Annotated in this window: 16 protein-coding genes and 3 tRNA genes; 6 read left to right on the top strand and 13 right to left on the bottom strand. The window is 58.0% G+C overall.

The window, feature by feature from the left end; all coding sequences use genetic code 11:
- Window positions 1-19 precede the first annotated feature (19 nt).
- Entirely contained in the window at window positions 20-418 is a 399-nt protein-coding gene (locus tag QP968_RS02975) for a carboxymuconolactone decarboxylase family protein (protein WP_284854946.1), read from the top strand.
- A 172-nt stretch (window positions 419-590) separates the two neighbouring features.
- Here QP968_RS02975 and QP968_RS02980 read toward each other — a convergent pair.
- The 4 genes from QP968_RS02980 to gltX form a co-directional block, all read right to left on the bottom strand.
- Window positions 591-663 (bottom strand) — tRNA-Glu (locus QP968_RS02980).
- Between the two features lie 184 nt (window positions 664-847).
- A tRNA-Glu gene (locus QP968_RS02985) sits at window positions 848-920 on the bottom strand.
- A gap of 45 nt (window positions 921-965) precedes the next feature.
- Window positions 966-1,037 (bottom strand) — tRNA-Gln (locus tag QP968_RS02990).
- A gap of 146 nt (window positions 1,038-1,183) precedes the next feature.
- The gene (gene gltX, locus QP968_RS02995; RefSeq protein WP_284854947.1) at window positions 1,184-2,686 is read right to left on the bottom strand and encodes a glutamate--tRNA ligase; all 1,503 of its coding nucleotides are present in this window, start codon (window positions 2,684-2,686) and stop codon (window positions 1,184-1,186) included.
- 120 nt (window positions 2,687-2,806) lie between these two features.
- On the opposite strand from gltX, the gene QP968_RS03000 reads away from it, so the two are divergent.
- A complete protein-coding gene (locus tag QP968_RS03000) occupies window positions 2,807-3,931 on the top strand; it encodes an isochorismate synthase (RefSeq protein WP_284854948.1) in 1,125 nt (374 codons plus the stop codon).
- 10 nt (window positions 3,932-3,941) lie between these two features.
- On the opposite strand, the gene QP968_RS03005 is transcribed toward QP968_RS03000, so the two are convergent.
- The 9 genes from QP968_RS03005 to QP968_RS03045 form a co-directional block, all read right to left on the bottom strand.
- The gene (locus tag QP968_RS03005; RefSeq protein WP_284854949.1) at window positions 3,942-4,733 is read right to left on the bottom strand and encodes a fumarylacetoacetate hydrolase family protein; all 792 of its coding nucleotides are present in this window, start codon (window positions 4,731-4,733) and stop codon (window positions 3,942-3,944) included.
- Between the two features lie 88 nt (window positions 4,734-4,821).
- Window positions 4,822-5,406: a 3'-5' exonuclease gene (locus QP968_RS03010; RefSeq protein ID WP_284854950.1), complete on the bottom strand. Its 585-nt coding sequence runs from the start codon at window positions 5,404-5,406 to the stop codon at window positions 4,822-4,824.
- The gene (locus QP968_RS03015; protein WP_284854951.1) at window positions 5,407-7,272 is read right to left on the bottom strand and encodes a DUF294 nucleotidyltransferase-like domain-containing protein; all 1,866 of its coding nucleotides are present in this window, start codon (window positions 7,270-7,272) and stop codon (window positions 5,407-5,409) included.
- Window positions 7,273-7,346: 74 nt separating this feature from the next.
- On the bottom strand, window positions 7,347-8,894 hold the full coding sequence (locus QP968_RS03020) for a cell wall-binding repeat-containing protein (RefSeq protein WP_284854952.1): 1,548 nt from the start codon (window positions 8,892-8,894) through the stop codon (window positions 7,347-7,349).
- A gap of 10 nt (window positions 8,895-8,904) precedes the next feature.
- Window positions 8,905-9,921, bottom strand: a complete 1,017-nt coding sequence (locus QP968_RS03025) for a 3-isopropylmalate dehydrogenase (protein WP_284854953.1) — start codon at window positions 9,919-9,921, stop codon at window positions 8,905-8,907.
- A gap of 61 nt (window positions 9,922-9,982) precedes the next feature.
- Window positions 9,983-11,566 (bottom strand): phosphoglycerate dehydrogenase, encoded by a 1,584-nt coding sequence (serA, locus tag QP968_RS03030; RefSeq protein ID WP_284854954.1) that lies wholly within the window; start codon window positions 11,564-11,566, stop codon window positions 9,983-9,985.
- Window positions 11,567-11,719: 153 nt separating this feature from the next.
- Window positions 11,720-12,688: a hypothetical protein gene (locus QP968_RS03035; RefSeq protein WP_284854955.1), complete on the bottom strand. Its 969-nt coding sequence runs from the start codon at window positions 12,686-12,688 to the stop codon at window positions 11,720-11,722.
- On the bottom strand, window positions 12,685-14,490 hold the full coding sequence (locus QP968_RS03040; protein WP_284854956.1) for a DUF262 domain-containing protein: 1,806 nt from the start codon (window positions 14,488-14,490) through the stop codon (window positions 12,685-12,687). Before QP968_RS03040 ends, QP968_RS03035 begins: the two co-directional genes overlap by 4 nt.
- A gap of 39 nt (window positions 14,491-14,529) precedes the next feature.
- Entirely contained in the window at window positions 14,530-15,480 is a 951-nt protein-coding gene (locus QP968_RS03045; RefSeq protein WP_502870903.1) for a cation diffusion facilitator family transporter, read from the bottom strand.
- A gap of 225 nt (window positions 15,481-15,705) precedes the next feature.
- On the opposite strand from QP968_RS03045, the gene QP968_RS03050 reads away from it, so the two are divergent.
- From QP968_RS03050 to QP968_RS03065, 4 genes are all read left to right on the top strand, one after another.
- Window positions 15,706-16,122: a hypothetical protein gene (locus QP968_RS03050; protein WP_284854957.1), complete on the top strand. Its 417-nt coding sequence runs from the start codon at window positions 15,706-15,708 to the stop codon at window positions 16,120-16,122.
- A gap of 136 nt (window positions 16,123-16,258) precedes the next feature.
- Window positions 16,259-16,591: a DUF2314 domain-containing protein gene (locus tag QP968_RS03055; RefSeq protein ID WP_284854958.1), complete on the top strand. Its 333-nt coding sequence runs from the start codon at window positions 16,259-16,261 to the stop codon at window positions 16,589-16,591.
- A 157-nt stretch (window positions 16,592-16,748) separates the two neighbouring features.
- Entirely contained in the window at window positions 16,749-17,975 is a 1,227-nt protein-coding gene (locus QP968_RS03060) for an amidohydrolase (RefSeq protein WP_284855109.1), read from the top strand.
- 10 nt (window positions 17,976-17,985) lie between these two features.
- A complete protein-coding gene (locus tag QP968_RS03065) occupies window positions 17,986-19,608 on the top strand; it encodes an MFS transporter (RefSeq protein ID WP_284854959.1) in 1,623 nt (540 codons plus the stop codon).
- The last annotated feature ends 159 nt before the right edge of the window (window positions 19,609-19,767 follow it).

The following is a 19,767-nucleotide window of genomic DNA, read 5'->3' on the forward strand; positions in this document are numbered from 1 at the left end:
CTTGCGGAAGGTTAAAACCATGACTGAAAAAGACAGCCGCTACGACACCGGCATTGAGATCCGTCGTGCCGTGATGGGCGATGACTTCGTCGACGCCGCTCTTGCGCGCAACGCCGGCAAAGACGGTGAGCCACTCCAAAACCACATCACCGCCACTGTTTGGGGTTCCGTATGGAACCGTCCGGGCCTGAGTCGTCGCGACCGCAGCCTCCTCAACATCGGCATGCTCGTCGCCCTGCGCGCCACCGAAGAACTCCGCGGCCACGTTCGCGGCGGGCTGGCCAACGGCCTCACGCGCGAAGAGATCACCGAAGCCATCATCCACTCCTCCGGCTACTGTGGCGCACCCGCTGCCCTCTCCGCTATGAAGGTGGCCCAGGAAGTGCTCGAAGCCGAGCTCGGGCCAAAAGAGGACTAGGCTGCGAACCCACGGTCGGCTCCGCGTAACACACTTCTCGAATCACTACAGAAACATATTAAAGCCACAGGACGTGCTACACATTTCCGGAAGCCGGTAGCACGCAGCGGGCTGATCCGCAGAAAACAATTGTCCCTCCGAACCTGAAAACAGATCCGGAGGGACTTCTTTGTACCCCGTACGGGATTTGAACCCGTGTTACCGCCGTGAGAGGGCGACGTCCTAGGCCGCTAGACGAACGGGGCGCGCTCGCTATTTTTTGCGACTTGCTTACAGTAAAGGACCGCACCCGAAACTCCAAACTGGCTGGTAAACATAATGCTTCATGCGTTTGACCCTTGACCCGAGAACATGCAGCAGATCACACACCAGCCACGCGAAGAAAAATGTCCCTCCGTACCTGAGAACAGATCTGGAGGGACTTCGTTGTACCCCGTACGGGATTTGAACCCGTGTTACCGCCGTGAGAGGGCGACGTCCTAGGCCGCTAGACGAACGGGGCGTAAGGTCTTTTGTCCTGCAGAGCGCTATTGCTAGTTTTCTGCAGCTGGCCTACCAGGACTCGAACCTAGAATGACGGTACCAGAAACCGTAGTGTTGCCAATTACACCATAGGCCATCGTTGCTGTTGAACTTCTTAAGTTCTTAAGCTGTTCAAGACAACGTTGGATACTATAACCACGCCTGTGCTGGACTACCAAATCGCCAGCTCAAACCGTAGAAATAGCAGGATAGTAAGAGCAGCAAACTACCCCGCTGTGATTTCTACTGCGTAGGTTCTTCCGCCACGTACGGCGTGACAGCACGTGCAGCCCGCAAGCGGACCAACGTGGATTCGCGGCCAAGAAGTTCCATCGATTCGAATAGTGGCGGGGAAACAGCTGCGCCGGTGACGCCTACGCGCAGGGCGCCGAAAGCGACGCGGGGTTTGAGGCCGAGATCGTCGATAAGCGCCTTGTTGAGCGCAGCTTCGATGTTGGGCGTGGTCCACTCCCCGACTGCCTCCAGGGCGGCGATGCCAGCGTCGAGTGGCTCGATGGCCGCTTCCTTGAGGTTCTTCTTCGCGGCGCGCTCGTCGAGGGTGAGGTCCGCGTCCGGGATGACAAGGAATTTGAGCAAACCGTAGGCGTCGGAAAGCACCTTGATGCGTGTCTGTACGAGGTCAGCGGCGATGGCGAACTTGTCGGCCGGGTAGTCAGCCGGGAAGTCGGTGTACTCGGTGAGGTACTCGCGCAGACGGTTCTTGAAATCCTCCGGGTCGAGCATGCGAATATGGTCCGCATTAATGGCTTCCAGCTTCTTTTGGTCGAAGCGAGCGGGGTTAGCCAGCACGTCTGAAACGTCGAAAGCCTTGACGAACTCATCCACCGTGAAAATGTCCTGATCAGCAGACAAGGACCAACCCAGCAGGGCCAAGTAGTTGATCATGCCTTCCGGGATAATGCCGTTATCGCGGTGGTTGAACAGGTTGGATTCCGGATCGCGCTTGGACAGCTTCTTGTTGCCCTGGCCCATGACAAAGGGCAGGTGACCGAACTCCGGAGTGAAGTCGGTCACGTCAATGCGCTGCAGCGCCTCGTAGAGCGCGATCTGACGCGGGGTCGACGACAATAGGTCCTCGCCGCGCAGTACGTGGGTGATCCCCATGAGTGCATCATCGACGGGGTTGACCAAGGTGTACAGTGGCGCACCGTTGGAACGCGCAACCACGTAATCCGGTTGGGTGGCGGACTTAAATTCGACGTCCCCGCGGACAAGGTCGTGCCACTTCCAATCCTTCTCCGGCATACGCAGACGCCACACCGGTTCGCGCCCCTCCGCCTTAAATGCAGCAACCTGCTCTTCCGTGAGGTCTCGGTCGAAGTTGTCGTAGCCCAGCTGCGGGTCGCGGCCGGCAGCAATATGGCGCTCCTTGACTTCTTCGGCGGTGGAGTACGCCGGGTAGACCTCGCCGGCCTCGATCAGCTTGTCCAGGATCTCCTTGTAAATGTCCATGCGCTGGGACTGCCGGTACGGCTCATGCGGCCCTCCCTTGACCACGCCTTCGTCCCATTCCATGCCGAGCCAGGTCAGCGAATCAATGATGGCCTGGTAGGACTCTTCAGAGTCACGCTTGGCATCAGTGTCCTCAATACGGAACACCAATGTGCCCCCGGTGTGGCGGGCTTGCGCCCAATTAAACAGTGCCGTGCGCACCATGCCCACGTGCGGAGTACCAGTGGGTGATGGGCAGAAACGTACGCGTACAGATGCAGCAGTGTCAGTCATGCCCACAACTGTAGCGCGCTCCCCCTCACGCAACTTCAGCAGAGTCCATGCTGTCAGTGGACATGAACCGACATGGTTCAGCGGTGAGCCGAGAATATCCACCCGCTAAGATGGTCCCTCATGTCCACCCGCCCTGAAGCCGCACCTGATTCTGCACCGGATTTTGCTCTGTCCCGGCCCACAGGTTCAGTGCGTACCCAAGGCGCGGTAACCACGTTCACCGATGCTGGCTCCGCAATCGCCGCGCTTGAGCGTGGCGACGTTGAAATGGTAGTCGGCGCACTCCCCTTCGACCGAGAGGCACCAGCAGCACTCACGGTTCCGGAGCACATTATCCGGGAGGACGGCTGCCTACAGCCTCACGCCTATTACCGGACGGGCCCTGGCTCAGTGGTGCACGCGCGTGTGAGCGGCTTCGATCCAGAACCGCACGAACACCTTCGCCGCATTGAAGCCGCGATTGACACCATTCGGGAGTCGGTCCTAGACAAAGTTGTGCTCGCCCGCGCAGTTGATTTTGAGTTTGATCCACCAGTAGACCCGCGCCTAGTGGCAGCGCGCCTCATCGATTTATCTCAGTCCCGCGACGGGTTCATGGCGGACCTTTCACCCGCCGGCTTGAAGGGCCACACCATTGTTGGATCCTCACCGGAGCTTCTCATCCGCCGCCACGACCTGAAGATCTACTCCTATCCGCTCGCCGGTTCAGCCCCGCGGGTCCCGAACAACCCCGTAGCCGATGCTGCCGCAGCCAAGGAACTAGCTGAGTCAGAGAAGAACCTCGAGGAACACTCCTACGTCGTAGAGCACATCCGGGACATCCTCGCACCCCTCTGCACAGAGCTAAACATCCCTGACCGCCCACAGCTCGAAGCCACGAACGAGATGTGGCATCTGGCCACCCCGATCAGTGGCGTGCTCAAGCAGCCAGCCCCGACCGCATTGGAGCTCGCAGCTAAGCTCTACCCCACCCCAGCTGTGTGTGGAACCCCGCAGCATGCAGCAGAGACCCTGATCACCACTGCGGAATCGGATCGTTCCTTCTATGCCGGTGCTGTCGGATGGGCAACATCCGACGGTGATGGCGAGTACGTCGTATCCATCCGCTGCGCCCAAGTCAACGAGGATGGGACGGCTGCCCGGGCCTGGGCGGGTGGCGGACTCGTTGGTTCCTCAGATGCGGAAGAGGAGCTTGCGGAAACAACCGCGAAGCTCCTCACCATCCAGCGAGCGCTGGGGCTTTAGGCTTTAAGCACTAAGCCCGCTCGACCGGATTGCGCAGGGACCCAATCCCATCAATCTCGACCTCGATGACATCACCCGGGATCATCTCGGCGGTACCTGCCGGGGAGCCGGTGCAGATCACATCACCCGGAAGCAAGGTGTAGGACGAGGTGATGAACTCAATGATCTTGCCAATCTTCCAGATCATCTGATTCGAGTTTGAATCTTGCTTCGTCTCAGTAACACCGTCATGAGTCAGGTGCGCCTTGATCGGCAAATCATCAAAGTCAAACTTGTCCAGATCCGTTTCAATCCAAGGACCGAGAGGACAGAAAGTGTCAATGCCCTTCGCACGCGCCCACTGACCATCAGCAAACTGCAGATCACGCGAGGAAACATCGTTCACGATGGTCACACCACGTACAACAGACTTCCAGTCCTCAGCCTTCACGTTCTTGCATGGGACACCAATAACCAGTGCCAGCTCGCCTTCAAATTCCACGCGGGTGGCAAAGTCTGGGATCTTAATAGCTGCTTCCGGACCAATGACCGCGGTCGGTGGTTTGAGGAAGAGGGTCGGCGGAAGGTGCTCAGCGGACTGCTTGAACACCTCAGCGACGTGGTCGGCGTAGTTGCGACCAATAGCTACTACCTTGCTGGGAAGCATGGGGGCGAGTAGGCGCACGCTATCCAGCGGCCACTCCTTACCGGTGTACTCCGGCTCCGTAAACGGGGTTCCCTTGATCTGCTTAGCAGTGGTGCCCTCATCATCGATGACCGCGAAGGTCATTCCCTCAGGTGTGGCAATTCGTCCAAAACGCATGAAAAAGAGCATACGCGAGCTAGATCACAACAGTGGCTTTAACCCACGCATTGTTCTCAGCGCTCTACATATTGTGCATGTAGATCCCCTACCGCTCGGGCTTCCCCGCAGTTAAAGCCAGGTAAAGCTCAGCGCACGCTAGTGCATCCGTCAGCGCATTATGGTTGCCGTAATCAGGCAGCCCGTGGCGGGCACGCACACGTGCTAGCCGCAAATCCTCTCCACGTGGATACGTTCCCATGCGTTCCATGCGGCGGCGTTCCATAGTCATGGTGTCCACGACCTCGTCCTCGTGCACACGCCACGTCTTCCCCAGAACCTTTTTGTGCAACGCTCCAAGAAAACCGGTTTCCATCTGGGCAAAGTGCGCCAAGATCTTGCGGCCCTCTATCGCCTTCAGAAACTTTTGAAGGGCTTCCGCAGAAGGGATGCCATCGCGCGCAACATCATCATCAGTAACACCATGCACGGTCGCGGAATCACCAACATGGGCACCACTAAGCACACAGTAGCCAGCGCCGGAAAGGTCAATCACCCGATCGTTGACGGGCACCCATCCAATGGAAACCAGCTCATGCACCCCGGGTTTCAGCCCCGTCGTCTCCACATCCACGGCGAGCAGTGCGCCTGATTCCACGTCGCGTTTCTGTGGCCCAAAAAGACCGGACAACATCTAGATCGACCTCACGGGGAACTTCGATGCCATCGCCGCCTGCAGGGATTTAATAATGCGGAAGGAGTCCCGCAGCGCGTCACGGTCGATGGAAGACATCTTGGACGGATCAATGTGATAGTTCGGAGCCTCCCCGGCACGAACCTGCTCCGCTTGGTGGCGCAATGCCAGATTAGAAATGTGGTTGTAAGCGCGCTGTAAATCTTGAGCACCCCGGGCGCTGATGCTATCTCCCGCTGCTTGTTCAATGCGCTCCTGTGTGCCCACAACCGTTGAACCAGACAAAATGCCGTACAGTCGCGCCATCTGTACGACTGCTGCGGTGCCTCCCTTCTTTACATCAAGGGTGTCCGCATACTCCCCGGAACGCTGGACAACGAATCCGCGGAAGAAACCGATGGGTGGTTCACGGCGCGTTGCCAGCGCCGCCAAGTGAGCGTGAAGGCGCCGGGATCCACGCGCGGAAACAACTGCATTGTCATGCACCCGTTGCGCCATCTCCTCATCACCGAAGAGACAACGGAAATCAAAGAACACCTGCGCGTGGAGCAGTGCCTCCGATTCGGGGGCGGTGATCCAGTTGTGGAAGGTTTTGTTCCATTCACTTTCAGTCATACGCCATTCGGGCGTAGACGCCATCATGTCACCGGGACACAAGGCCTGCCCGGCATCAGCCAGCCCCATGCAGATGTACTCGGAGAACTTCTGGAAGTATGCGCCGTGTTCCGCCTCGTTGTAAGAATCCGACAATACCAGTGCATTGTCCTGATCCGAGGCCGGTCCCATCTCACGGCGCGCTTGTGAGCCCACAGCCACGAAGGCGAAAGGCACAGGTGGTGGCCCAAACTCCTCGTAGGCCAGCTCAGCAAGACGCCGCGCGATCGAGTCTGCAATGCCCGTGAGAAGGTGTTGCACATCGCTTGCCGACGACCCCCGGTCCACAAACCTCGCCGCCACCGCCGCCGCGCGCTTGTAGGCATCCCGCAGCTCTTCCCTACTGCTGCCAGCAACATCAGCAGCCAAGTAGATGGGATCTGATTGGAGCTGATGCATAACGTCGCTGCTGGTCAATACACCGATGATTTCCGTCGCGGAGCCATCGACCACGGGCAGGTGGTGGAACCCATGCTCGCTCATCACCAACATGGCCTCAAACAGCAATGTCTCGGCGCTAATGGTGCGCACCGGAGATGTCATCACTTCTGCTACCGCCGCATCAGTGGAATAGCCTTGAGCCACTACGCGGCGGCGCAGGTCCCGGTCGGTGAGAATGCCAATCTCCCCGTTGTCCTCCACTGGAGTGACAACAATGCAAGACACATCTGACTCACTCATACGGACAGCAGCATCTCGGATCGAGGCGGAGGCTTCCACCGTGACCAAGTTGCCCGTTTTGATCATTTCGCTCACGTTGGTGCGCAGCGTGTCCGCATTGCCCGGATCGTTCAACTCCTGCGCATAAGCCGCAACACGGCGCGAGAGGGATTGGAAGAAGCGAAGGATGTCCGGGTGATCGCTAATCAACGAAACAAAGGCCTCACGTGGCAGGACCAACAAAATGCTGTCCTCCACAGCGATCATGGTGTAATCCGATTCGGGCGTACCCACGAGCGAGGAGTACCCGAAATTACGGCCTGACTCGCGCCGATCGATAAGCGCATCGCCCTCCGCAAGAACATCAACAGCACCAGACCGGATGATGTACAGGTTGTCATTGACCTGCCCACGGGCCACGATGACCTCGCCCCGACGCACATAGATGATCTGCATCTGTCGCGGTAGCGCAGAAAGCGCCTCATCCGGCAGGTGTGAAAACGGTTCGTGCTGCGCGAGAAAGCCACGCACCTCATCGAGCTCAACTGTCATGCGCTTAGAGTGCCAGAAACTTTGCTCTCACATGACAGCTTTGACCATTTTGGTTTCCAGCATGAAACAGATATCTACTGGTAGCTAACAAACCACAGGCGTGGCTGAACCTGCGTGTAGGTCTGCTCCGGAGTGAACATCGGCTTGTCCTCGTCAATGAAGTTTTTCCATGCAACGAAGAATCGCGGATCGAGATTCTCCAGGAGGATGTTCCAGGTATCAAACTTTTCGCCCGGTGAGCCATGTCCATCCGCATGCAGGATGAACGACCATTCTGGGTGATCTGTATTGATGTTGTGCCGATCCGGCAGCATAGCTACCTGGAACTGGTGCACGATGAGGGCCTTCTGGGGCAGATCATGCTTGCGTGTCAGGTCAGCCAGCCACTGCGTCACCTCATTAATTTCCGCGGCTTCTGCGGAACCGACCTGTGCGGCTGGGGTTTGTCCCGGCTGAAGCTTCCACTCCGGATCCAGTGCCAAACCGACATTCGGGCGCTTCAACAGATCCTCATACAGCACAGCCTGGTCCTTGAACGTGGCCAGTCCCGGTTGCAAGTCAATCACTGCATACCCACCGGCCTCCGTAATCGCATCGATGTACGGCACGAGGTCAGCTGGATCTGTTTCGTTGGTGAAGTTGCCATCGTCCCCGGGCCCGCCCGCTGCCACGGTGGCAATGACCTCGAAGGCCGGGATGATGGTCTCATTGGTGTGCTCGCGGTATTGGTCCACCCAGTTCTGCGCCACCTGAACCGCTTCGGCCGGTGGCTGCTCCCCCATCTGCCCCAATGCTGGACCAGACGGGTGGCCATACAAAGCAACCATCCGACGGCCTGGGAAGACCAAACCACCGCCGCCTGGCAGTTCACCGTTAGCAGCCATGTCTACCGCCCCACGGAAATACTCCGAGGAACCAAAGTCTTGGCCTAAGGCGAGGGCTTTCTTGCCTTTCACCTGATCCATCGATTCCCGGGTCACGCGGGGATCCGGGTGGGATAACACGGTGACAGGGATGCGTTTAGCAGTGGCAGTCGCTGCTGCTGCCAAGGAGGTCGCCTCGGTAGCAAGAACTGGGGTATTGCTTTCTTTCGTAGCCGCTGCTCCACGTTTGATGATCTGAGCGATGCCGTGGCCTTCACCGGGCTCGATGGGCAGAGTTTCGTCGATAAGCGCTACATCCTCAGCATCCTCTTCGAGTTCCACGGAAGCGTCTGCAGGATCCTCTGATGAAACCTGAATTCGGCGTTGTACACCAAGGCGCGAGATCTCAGTCTCCACTGCATCTTTTGAGCCTGGTTGGCGGATGAGCATTGGCGCGCCGAGGTCCACAGCGATACCCGCTGCTTTCAGCTGAGCATCATGGGACGGCGCCGAAATAACCACGTCATCAGAGGTTTCAAAGAATGCCCTAGAGGCGTCGATCCCTGTCCCATCGGCATCCCCGAGCACGGTGGAGCCGTCTTCGAGCACTGCCTGAAGCAGAGTATCGGTCTCTGACAATCGCTCGACATCGAATTCAGGTTTCGTTGTACACGCAACACCGCCCAGTCCCACGGCGAGACTGACTGCGGCAGCAGCGACAGTACGGACCACATGGACTGGGCGGTGAGATGCACGCATGGGCCGAAGCCTACTTGAGAGCCTCAGCGATCCTTGTGCCGACCCGCTCCGTTGCAATTGGCTCATCACCACGCTGGGACACATCCTGGGCCACAGCGTCTTCGATGCGAACCGCGTTGTCCTCATCACCCAACCAGCGCAGCATCATGGCCACAGACAGGATCATGGCGGTGGGATCAGCAATCCCCTGCCCGGCGATGTCAGGGGCGGAGCCGTGGACTGGCTCGAACATGGACGGATTCGTCCGGGATGCGTCAATGTTGCCCGAGCAGGCCTGGCCGACGCCACCGGTGACAGCGCCAGCCAGATCGGTGATGATGTCGCCGAAGAGGTTGTCGGTCACGATAACGTCATAGCGCTCCGGGTCAGTGACCAAGTAGATGGTTGCGGCGTCGATGTGGTTGTAATCGACCTCCACCTCCGGATACTCCGCAGCAACGTCGTTGACGGTGTTCTGCCAGAGAGCGCCCGCATTGGTCAACACATTGGTCTTGTGCACGAGCGTGAGCTTCTTACGGCGCGCCATCGCTGTTTCAAAACCATGGCGCACGAGGCGTTCAACCCCGTAGCGCGTGTTTTGCGAAACCTCACATGCGACCTCAGCCGGGGTCCCCTGACGCAGGGTACCGCCATTACCGCAGTACAAACCTTCAGTTCCCTCGCGCACCACAACGAAATCGATGTTGCCGGGGTTTGCCAACGGACTTACTGCCGTCGGGTACAGCTTCGAAGGCCGCAGGTTAACAAAGTGATCGAGCTTGAAACGCAACGGCAACAGCAGACCACGCTCCAGCACTCCGGCCGGCACCCGCTCCGGATCACCAATCGCACCGAGCAGGATGGCATCGTGCTCACGCAGGCTTGCCAGGTCCTCCTCTGTCAACAACTCGCCATTGCGGAGGTAGCGGCGGGCACCCAAGTCGTACTCCGTGAACTCAACATCCTGGCGCACAGCATTGAGTACCTTGAGGCCCTCAGCCATCACCTCGGGGCCGATTCCGTCGCCAGCAATCACTGCGATGTTCATATTGTGTGTGACCTTTCTTCCCGTCGAGGGTGGCTGAAGAGCTGTTACGTGCAATGGCTGTTTAGTCCAGAACCAGCTGGAAGCTGGATGCCTGGATGGAGTCGGCGATGGACTGCTCCAGATCTTCCGGGATCTCAGATTCGACACGGAGGATGAGGAAGGCGCCGTCGCCCTTAACCGCCTGGGTCAGGGCAGCTGCCTCAATGTTGATGCCCTGCTCACCCAGTTGGCTGCCCACCTTGCCCAGTGCACCAGGCTGATCGGTGTAGGACAGGAAGAGGTTACGGCCCTCTGCGCGCATGTCCACGCCACGACCGTTGATGCGCACGATCTTCTCCACATGCTCAAGGCTGGTCAGCGCACCCTCAACGGTCGCGGTGTCACCATTGGCGGAGACGACTTGAACCTCGAGGGTGGAACGGTGGCCACGGGACTCAGTTGCCACACCGGACTCCATCTCAAGGCCACGGGCCTTGGCAATAGCCGGGGCGTTGACGAAGGTGACGGGCTCCTCCACGATACCGGAGAACAGACCACGTACAGCAGACAGTGCCAGCGTGGAGGGGTCCTCGGTGGAGAGCTCACCGCGGGCGGTGACGCGGAGGGACACCGGGGCGTCATCAAGCAGGTTGCCTGCGAGGAGTCCGAGCTTGCGTGCGAGCTCGAGCCATGCGGCGACCTCTTCGCCTACAGCACCGCCGATGACGTTGACAGCATCCGGGACGAACTCGCCGGCGAGCGCCTTAAGCACGGAATCTGCAACATCCGTGCCTGCGCGGTCCTGCGCCTCAGCGGTAGACGCACCCAGGTGCGGGGTGACAACCACCTCGTTCAGTGCGAACAGTGGGGAGTCCGTGCACGGCTCGGTGGCGTACACGTCAAAGCCGGCACCGCGGATCTTTCCGTTAGCAATGGCATCAGCCAGTGCCTGCTCATCTACCAGGCCACCGCGGGCGGCGTTGATGATGATTTGGCCTTCCTTCGCCTTTGCCAGAAGCTCTGCGTTGAACATTCCCTGCGTTTCCTTGGTCTTGGGCAGGTGAATGGTGACAAAGTCAGCGCGGGAAACAAGCTCTTCCAGCTCAACCAATTCGACGCCAAGCTGTGCGGCACGGGCGGGGTTGGCATACGGGTCATACGCGATGACGGTGGTTTCAAAAGCGGAAAGACGCTGCGCAAAGAGCTGACCGATGTGGCCAAACCCGACGATGCCCACGGTCTTGCCAAAGATTTCTACACCCTTGAAGGAGGAGCGCTTCCATTCCCCATCGCGGAGGGTTTTGTCCGCAGCCGGAATTTGGCGTGCGGTGGACAGAAGCAGAGCAATAGCGTGCTCACATGCGGAGTGAATGTTGGAGGTCGGCGCGTTGACCACCATGACGCCACGCTGGGTTGCGGTGTCTACGTCGACGTTGTCTAGGCCCACACCGGCACGCCCAACGATGCGCAGGTTCGGCGCGGCTTCAAGGACCTCCGCATCAACAGTGGTTGCGGAGCGAACGAGCAATGCCTCTGCCTCGGGCACAGCAGCGAGGAGCTCAGCGCGGTTCGGACCGTCTACCCAGCGCACCTCCACTGCATCTCCAAGTGCGTCCACGGTGGACTGGGCGAGTTTGTCTGCAATGAGGACAACGGGTTTAGACACGGTCTTTACTTCTCCTGCTATGTGGGTTGGTGCACACGGACGTGCATTCGCTTCTGGCAGCGTCGATTATTTTATTCACACTGCCGTGTATTCCCCTATTTCAGGGTTCTATTTCATGCAGGATTGCTTATCGACGTCCCCCAAGCCCCTCCCTCACAGAACCTGCGGCAACTTCTCCACCCCAGCAAATCTCCGGGTATCTGCGGATGCCTCCGCTTCCCTGATCCGGCTGCGAAGCTCCTCAGCTGTGCCGAATTCTGGGCCAAGAGCAATGAGTGGCTTATCCGCAAGTCCTGCCATGACCAGCAGTGCGCGGTCATCGGCTCTGGGGTCAGGGCTATCCACTACATAAACGTCCGCGCCAAAACCTCGTGCAGTAGCAATAGCGGCGAGAGGGCTCGAAGCAAGGGCAATCACGTGAGGTGCCATCTCAGCATTCTGGCGTGATTGAAGCGGGACAACGCCTTCCTTTGCCTCTTCTTCTACGTGCTGCTCTCCCCCATAGCCACTTTTCAGCCACACCGGATCATTGGGATCCAGACCCGCAACCGCTGCAGCAGCATCCTCAGGCGCATCCACAATTTTTTCGCTGAACTGCAGCGCTGTCGCTTTCTCTAAGGCTTCCAATCCGCCGGGATCCCGGATCACCGTGAGCTTCTCCGAATAGTTGAGCACCGGCACATCCCCCACCGCAAAGACGGTGTGCGCACCTAAACGTTCGATCTCCTGCACAACAGCCGCATGATGGTCACTCGAGTACACCACCATCGGCGCATGCGCGACCACCGCGAGCGAGGCAGCGCGCAGCTGGGATTGCGGGTCACCGTCGCTGATGATTAATACCTCGGAGATGTCAAAGAAGATCTTGGAGGCCTCAAAACCCCACGGATCATCCAACACGACCGGGGTTGGAGCAAAGCGTTCAGAGACATGGTTTGAACGGTTCACTGTGCGTGCTTGCTGCAGGAGTGGATGCACCGTCGTTGTTGGCGCGGTCACCGTCGAGTCTTGCCCAGTCACGTCCTCTTCAGCAGCCCCGCATGCAACGAGCCCCAGCGCAAGACAGATGGCTGCACCAATTGCCGGTGCTGTCTTAGCCAATGCGTTGATTACCTTGGTCACTCGTCTCCGTTGTCTTCGCTGTCTTCACTGTCTGTATTCCAAGCACTGACGTTACCGTCACGCACTACGGGTTTGTCCATGGCGTATTCAATCATCCCGATGAAGCGTTCTGCCCGGTCAGCAAAGAATGCTTGCCAATGGGACGTCAGCAGATATTCGGGCTCCAATTCGTGCGTTGCCAAAACCGAATCAAACTCAGAATCTTCCATGATGGCCTTGGATTGCAGCCGCGACAGATACCGCTTCGGGGCGCCACTTTCCATCACCCTTTCAGTGCGTTTGCCAAGGGGCGTGCGGTTGAGCACCGAATCTGCGAGTTGTTCATCGACCCCCTGTGCGCGACAGTAGCCGGCCGGGAAAACCTGATAGAAATCTGGTTCCAGCTCAACCACGCTTGTTGAGTCAAAAGTCTTGCCGGTACGCCAGTCACGTGCACCCCGTGCCATGAGCAGTGAATAAATTCCCCGGTACACCGCCGAATCAGGCCCGGCGGTGAGTAGGCGTGACTGTGCAAACTGCGCATCCTTCACCGTCTTTGGCACCTGATCGGTGGCGCCCATTGCCCACGGGGTCACCTGATCTACGTCAATACCTGCCCGAATTGACGGCGCATGTGCACCATAAAGTTCACCGAACACACCGCACCAGAACCACTGGTTGATGCGGTCAGTCATGGTCTGCGCATCGCAACTGGCGCCAGCAGAATCCCTGCTCAAGCGCGCAAGGATGACGGCCAAGGGAACCAGTTGGTGCGAATACGGCACTTGATCCACGCTGAAAATGCACCGCTCTTCCAGGAACTGTGCGGTGCGCTCAAAAGCCTCGACCAGTTCGCGTGAGGCCCAGAGGTAATCCTCCAAAGACAGGTTGAGCACGTCCCCGCGGTGACCGCGCGACGGACCGGTGATGCTGGACACCAACAGTGAGACGCCACGCAGGAACCGCACGCGGTCGATCTCATCTAACGCCGGATGTTTGCGTAGTTCTTTCTCACATTGCGCCCAATGTTCGGCGAGAACAAACGTGGGATCCTCAAGGGCAAAGCTGGCAGTGAGCAGCTCGAAGACATCCATCGACACGCCCTGCGAATTGGCCTGTGCAAAGATCTGTCCCACACCAATCTGGGAGGTGCCCCGGTCCAGCCGTGTCATCGGAATGTCATAAGCAGCCAACGGCCGTAGCACTCGGCGATGAAATTCTTTCACGCTTTCGCGCAGCACAGGGTCATCCGTATTCGCCGCCATGTCGAAGAGCAAGTCATTGCCTTCCTCCCACAACAGGGAGGACACCGGTACCACATAGTTCTCCACCATCGTTTCCCGCGAGGTGATACCCCCGGGGATGTCAGGCCCGAAGTGGGAGCGGATGCCCCCGTCATCGTCGATAGCAAAAATTGCTTCTTCCGGGATGGGCTCGGATTGCACAGCGAGGCGCACGTCGACGAAGAAACGTCGATAAATGCTCCGCCCGCGGAAATCCAAGACCTCCACGCGACCATCACCCTGGAAAGCCAAGTACAAGGACGACAGGCGCTGTTGGCCATCGAGCAGGAGCAAACCTGGCTGACTATCAGTAGCTGGCACGCCAGGAAGTGGCTGCGGGCTGAACCGCATGGGCACATTTCGTGAATCCAGCGCCAGAAGGGTTCCCACTGGATAACCACGCAGAACCGTGGAAATAAGCAAGCGCGTACGGTCCACGTCCCACAAGTAGGTGTGCTGGAAATCAGGAATCTGAAGCTCGCCACGCTCGGCGCGTGCGAACAAGTCGGTCAAGGAGTAGCTCGGCGTTGTAAAGCCCATGTGCCTAACTGTAGAGGACACCAACACTTTGAGCTGGGTCTAAAGAGTTTCCCGTGCCTCCTCAGGTGCGCACACCACTTCATGGTTCACGTGTCCTGGCGGTTCAATCTGAATGGTTGCGTGATCAACCCCCAGCTCTGCGAGCTTCGCTTGCGCACGGTCCAGCAGAATCCCATGATCCGCACGCGTAATCAGGTGCACGGTGCACAGAACGTTATTGCCGCTCATCGACCACAGGTGAAGATCATGGATCCCCTCCACGCCGTCCAACGCCAGCAGCTCGTTAGCCACCTCATCGGGGTCGAAGCCTTCGGGAACACGCTCAAGCAGAATGCTTGTCGACGTCTTGAGCAACTCCCACGCCCTCGGCAACACCATCCCAGCAATGATGAGGGACGCGATCACGTCCGCCGCCTGGAAGCCGGTGGTGGCGATAACAATGCCGGCCACGATGACAGCCACTGAGCCAGCCATGTCCACCAGAACGTGAAGGTATGCACCTTCCACATTGATGGAGTCCTTGCGCTGGCGATGCAGCACGAGCGCCGATGCCGCATTGGCAATCAAACCAATAACGGCAATGATGATCATCGTGCGGCTGGCAATCTCTGCGCCACGCCCAAGTCGCGATACTGCCTCGTAGACGATCCACAATGACACCACGCCCACCGTCACAGCATTCACCGCTGCGGCAAGAACTTCAGCCCGGCGGTACCCAAAGGTGGCAAAACGTGACACTTGTTTCCGCCCGATGAGCACAGCAACGAGGGCGATAATCATCCCCGTGGCATCAGACAGCATGTGCATCGCATCTGCCAACAACGCCATCGAACCAGATAACCAGCCACCGATAAGCTCCGCGAAGAAAACAACACCGGTAATAGTCAGCGCGATGACAAGCGAACGCACCGAGGCATCCATGGCAACCGCCCCACCGTGATCATGGTGGTGATGAGAGTGTCCATGAGAGGACGCACTGTGATCTTTCATGACCTCACTTTATGACAATTCAACACTTATTGAAAGTCTATTGAAAATAGGGTGGCCTAACACATTGGCCCGGCACGTTCCCTCACCTGCTTTGATTCATTACGCATTGCAAACCACCCACGACACAGCTCACTGCAAAGTGAAAAGAAAACCTCACGTAGCCCAAAAACTTGTTAGCGTGGACATTCGATTACTTACAACAGATTATTGGAAGGTAGACCACACATGACTCACCAGAATCCAAACGACGAGACACGTATCCAGGACCAGGTTCTGCCGGAGGAGTCCCACACCGAGTCGATTCCACTCGCCACAGGTGCTGGCTACGCCGAGAACCCCACTACCACTGACGCCAACGGCGGTGGCTGGTGGAAGTGGCTGCTCGGCCTGATTGCCTTAGCCTTGCTTGGCTGGCTCATCTGGGCTCTGGCCACAGGTTCCGGTGAAGAATCCCCGACGGAGCCGTCCACCACCATCGTGGGCACCACCACCATCAACGTGACCACCACCGTCGCGCCTGCTGAGGATGCTCCGGCACCGGCTGAAGGCGAACCGGGCGATGGCGCTCCTGCGGAGGACGCTCCGGCACCGGCCGAGGACGCTCCCACACCGGTTGAGGAAGCGCCAGCACCGGCCAACTAAGTCGCCGCACTTTCGCGGGCTCGAAGGGAATCCACTCCCCTTCGGGCCCGTTTTCTATGCCCTATATGTCCTAGATGCCGTCAGTCGTCCAATGTGAAAAACGGGGCATGTCCTAACTATCTGAAAGAATGCGCGCATGACTAACGAATACTGTGAAATGCCTACGCCTGTTGACTATCACCTCGACAACGCCGAGCAGCTACACGCCGCAAACCCCTTCACGTTTGAGATCCCTCACCGGATCAAACGAGAGAACCTTGCCACCGGCGTTTTAGTGAAGCTCGTGTTCCTTCTTGACGATCCTCCAGCGGGTCAACCGAATGGTGAACGCATGTGGGCGAAGGTTGCAGCCCAGCAAGGCAGAAACTATGTCGGTGAACTGCATAACCAGCCCGCGTTAGTGCGCGGTGCCAAGCTTGGGGATTTCATCGAATTCGGGCCAGAACACGTTATTGACATTCACGAGTAGTAGCGAGTCCTGATCCACCCGGTTTTAGCAAGCCCTAAAGCTGTGAAAAATCTCATATTCTATGGAAACGTTTCCTGAATATTCTTTTACCGGCAGGTTAAAGGCATGATCTAGCCTGCACTAAAGCTGAGAATGGGCGTACCGTGAAAGTACGTCCATCAATATAGAGCCTGTCAAGAAGATATTGGGGGATCTCCCATCCACCCAATCCGACCGCGAAGAACTGTACAAGTTTTTTCACCAACACCCTGAGCTGTCTATGCAGGAGCACGGCACTGCAGATCGGATTGTTCAAGAGCTCGAAGGTTCAGGCATATCCACTACTCGCATCGGTGAAACCGGTGTGCTCGCCACCATCGAGAACGGTGACGGTCCGATCGTGGCTATGCGCGCGGATATTGACGCGCTGCCCGTAAAGGAAGTCTCAGGCAAGGATTACGCTTCCACGGCAACGCAGGTTGATCAGAAGACTGGCGTAGAGGTCTCCGTTGCTCACGCTTGTGGGCACGACTTCCACCTCATGTCGCTGATCACCGCGTTGCAGGCCTTCAACGCGCATAAAGATCAGTGGGCAGGCACCTTCATCGGTGTCTTCCAACCCGCTGAAGAGACTGCCGAAGGTGCCCGCGCCATGCTCGAAGAAAACCTGAAAGAGGTCATGCCCCGCCCGGATGTCTATCTCGGCCAGCATGTGCTCGCCAGCCTTCCGGGCGGTTACGTGGGCACGCGCCCAGGTCCAGTGCTCTCCTCGGCTTTCTCGGTAAAAGTTGTCGTACACGGCAAAGCTTCCCACGGCTCCATGCCAGAACTTGGTGTTGATCCAGTGATGCTGGCCTCCACCATTGTGATGCGACTGCAGACGATTGTCTCGCGCGAGGTGGCAGCCAAGGAGACGGCGGTAGTGACCGCGGGAGCGATCCATGCGGGCACGAAATCCAACATCATTACGGATTCCGCGGAACTGCTCATCAATACCCGGGCGTACAACAGTGCGGTGAGCGAGCACCTCAAGGAAGCAATCGAACGCATCGTTCGCGCCGAGTGTGTTGCGGCGCGAAGCCCGCAAGAGCCTGAGTTCACTTACTACGACCGCTATCCGCTCACCGACAACGACGGGGATGCCACCAGCACTGTGCGCGAGGCATTCGACGCCTACTTTGGCGATGAGGCCTGCGACCTCGATGCCGTCCCCGCCTCCGAAGATTTTTCCATCATTCCTGATGCGCTCGGTGTGCCATACACCTACTGGGGCCTCGGTGGCTTCGCTGACTTGAGCAAAGCCGTGGGGAACCACAATCCTGCTTTCGCACCGGACCTCCAACCCACCCTTGATCGTGGCGCTGAAGCAGTTGTTGTTGCAACGTCCGCATGGCTGACCAAGTAAGGATTCCATGATGTCAACATCACTTCAATCAGTCCAAAAGGCCAAAGAGTTCAAAGGTAATGATTCTGCCCTCCTCGGCATTGTCCTTGCCGTGATCACCTTCTGGCTTTTTGCTCAGACAACACTGAATATTGGTCCGGCGATGGGCCAAGATATCGGCACACCTCCTACCATCATGAACATCGCCATCTCCCTGTCCGCATTGTTCTCCGGCATGTTCATCGTTGTTTCTGGTGGCTTTGCTGACCGCATCGGGCGTGTCCGGATGACCAATATTGGTAACATCCTGGGCATCATCGGTTCCCTCCTCGTCGGTTTTGCTATCACCGGCGGCGTGGGCAATACGATGCTCATCATTGGCCGCGTCCTGCAAGGCGTGTCAGCAGCGTGCATCATGCCTGCAACGATGGCACTGCTGAAGACCTACTGGCAGGGTACTGACCGACAACGCGCAGTATCCATGTGGTCGATCGGTTCCTGGGGTGGCTCTGGCCTGGCTGCTATCTTTGGCGGGTTCATGGCTTCCACACCCCTTGGATGGCGCTCCATCTTCATCATCAGCGCACTCATCTCTGTGGTCTCTATCCTGCTCATGCGACAGATTCCGGAGGATGCTCCTGCAAAGGACTCTGGTGCGAAGACAGATGTGCCCGGCATCATCACCCTGGCAACCTTTGTGTTGACACTGCTGCTGGTGGTCACCCAAGGCGCCAACATTGGTTGGACCAGCTGGATTACATGGACGCTGTTGGCAGTGTCCATCCTCTCGCTGACCGCCATTATCCGCGTTGAGAACCACGCCGAGGCTCCTCTGGTTGACTTCACCTTGTTCAAGAACCCGGTGTTCACCGGTGCCACGATCTCTAACCTGATGATCAACGCAACGGCTGGCCTTATTCCTGTCACCCTGTGGGTCTTGCAGGATGCTGTCGGTATGGACGCGGCAAAGGCTGGCTACTACACGCTGGGCTACGCGATCTTCATCATCGCTTTCATCCGCGTCGGTGAGAAATTGCTGCAGAAGTTCGGCGCCAAGAAACCGATGATGTGGGGTGCGATGATCGTCATCGTCTCCATTGTTCTGCTCATGGGCACCAATGTGATGACTCAGACGTACCTCATCCTGTCGGTGATCGCCTTCAGCCTGTTTGGCCTGGGCCTGGCTTTCTACGCCACTCCGTCGACGGATGCAGCACTGAGCGCACTTCCAGATGAGCAGGCTGGCGCAGGCTCCGGCGTGTACAAGATGGCATCTTCTCTCGGTGCAGCTTTTGGCGCCGCTATCCCGACGACCATCTACACCGTCATGTCTTCCTCCGACTCGATCCTTTTGGGCAACGCACTCGAGTTTTCCGGTCGCCAAGACAACGCCGTTGTACGCGAAGCAGCAATGTTCGGCTTGGGTGCAACGCTCATCATGGCGCTGATCGCCCTGTCCTCCATCATCCTGTTCGTTCCGAGTGACGCTGGTAGCAAGAAGTCCGACAAGGCAACTACAAAGGCCACGGAACTTCTCGCTGCTGCCGAGGAAGAAATCGCCGCTGCCGAAGAAAAGATTGCCAAGGCACAAGAAGAAGCACGCCTGGCACGTCAACGCTACAAGGAAGCACAAAAAGCTTTGACGCACGAGTAGTACTTCGGCCTTTGCGCTTCTCCCCCACTTTCCGAGCTGAGAAATCAGTTCGGAGGGTGGGGGAATTGTTATGGGAAGGAATGACAAAACCGCCTGGAGCTATCCGGTTCGAACCCGGATTCCAGGCGGTTTAGGTTTGCCACACAGTGCGGCGGAGCT

It is taken from the genome of Corynebacterium sp. MSK041, from assembly GCF_030232265.1.
Lineage (GTDB): Bacteria > Actinomycetota > Actinomycetes > Mycobacteriales > Mycobacteriaceae > Corynebacterium.

Bases quoted from the DNA above. Each gene is read 5' to 3' on its own strand.
- QP968_RS03000 (WP_284854948.1), top strand. From the start codon at position 2,807: ATGTCCACCCGCCCTGAAGCCGCACCTGATTCTGCACCGGATTTTGCT.
- QP968_RS03025 (WP_284854953.1), bottom strand. From the start codon at position 9,921: ATGAACATCGCAGTGATTGCTGGCGACGGAATCGGCCCCGAGGTGATG.
- QP968_RS03065 (WP_284854959.1), top strand. From the start codon at position 17,986: ATGTCAACATCACTTCAATCAGTCCAAAAGGCCAAAGAGTTCAAAGGT.
- QP968_RS03050 (WP_284854957.1), top strand. From the start codon at position 15,706: ATGACTCACCAGAATCCAAACGACGAGACACGTATCCAGGACCAGGTT.
- QP968_RS03020 (WP_284854952.1), bottom strand. From the start codon at position 8,894: ATGCGTGCATCTCACCGCCCAGTCCATGTGGTCCGTACTGTCGCTGCT.
- gltX (WP_284854947.1), bottom strand. From the start codon at position 2,686: ATGACTGACACTGCTGCATCTGTACGCGTACGTTTCTGCCCATCACCC.
- QP968_RS03055 (WP_284854958.1), top strand. From the start codon at position 16,259: ATGACTAACGAATACTGTGAAATGCCTACGCCTGTTGACTATCACCTC.
- QP968_RS03005 (WP_284854949.1), bottom strand. From the start codon at position 4,733: ATGCGTTTTGGACGAATTGCCACACCTGAGGGAATGACCTTCGCGGTC.
- QP968_RS03015 (WP_284854951.1), bottom strand. From the start codon at position 7,272: ATGACAGTTGAGCTCGATGAGGTGCGTGGCTTTCTCGCGCAGCACGAA.
- QP968_RS03040 (WP_284854956.1), bottom strand. From the start codon at position 14,490: ATGGGCTTTACAACGCCGAGCTACTCCTTGACCGACTTGTTCGCACGC.
- QP968_RS02975 (WP_284854946.1), top strand. From the start codon at position 20: ATGACTGAAAAAGACAGCCGCTACGACACCGGCATTGAGATCCGTCGT.
- QP968_RS03010 (WP_284854950.1), bottom strand. From the start codon at position 5,406: ATGTTGTCCGGTCTTTTTGGGCCACAGAAACGCGACGTGGAATCAGGC.
- QP968_RS03045 (WP_502870903.1), bottom strand. From the start codon at position 15,480: ATGAAAGATCACAGTGCGTCCTCTCATGGACACTCTCATCACCACCAT.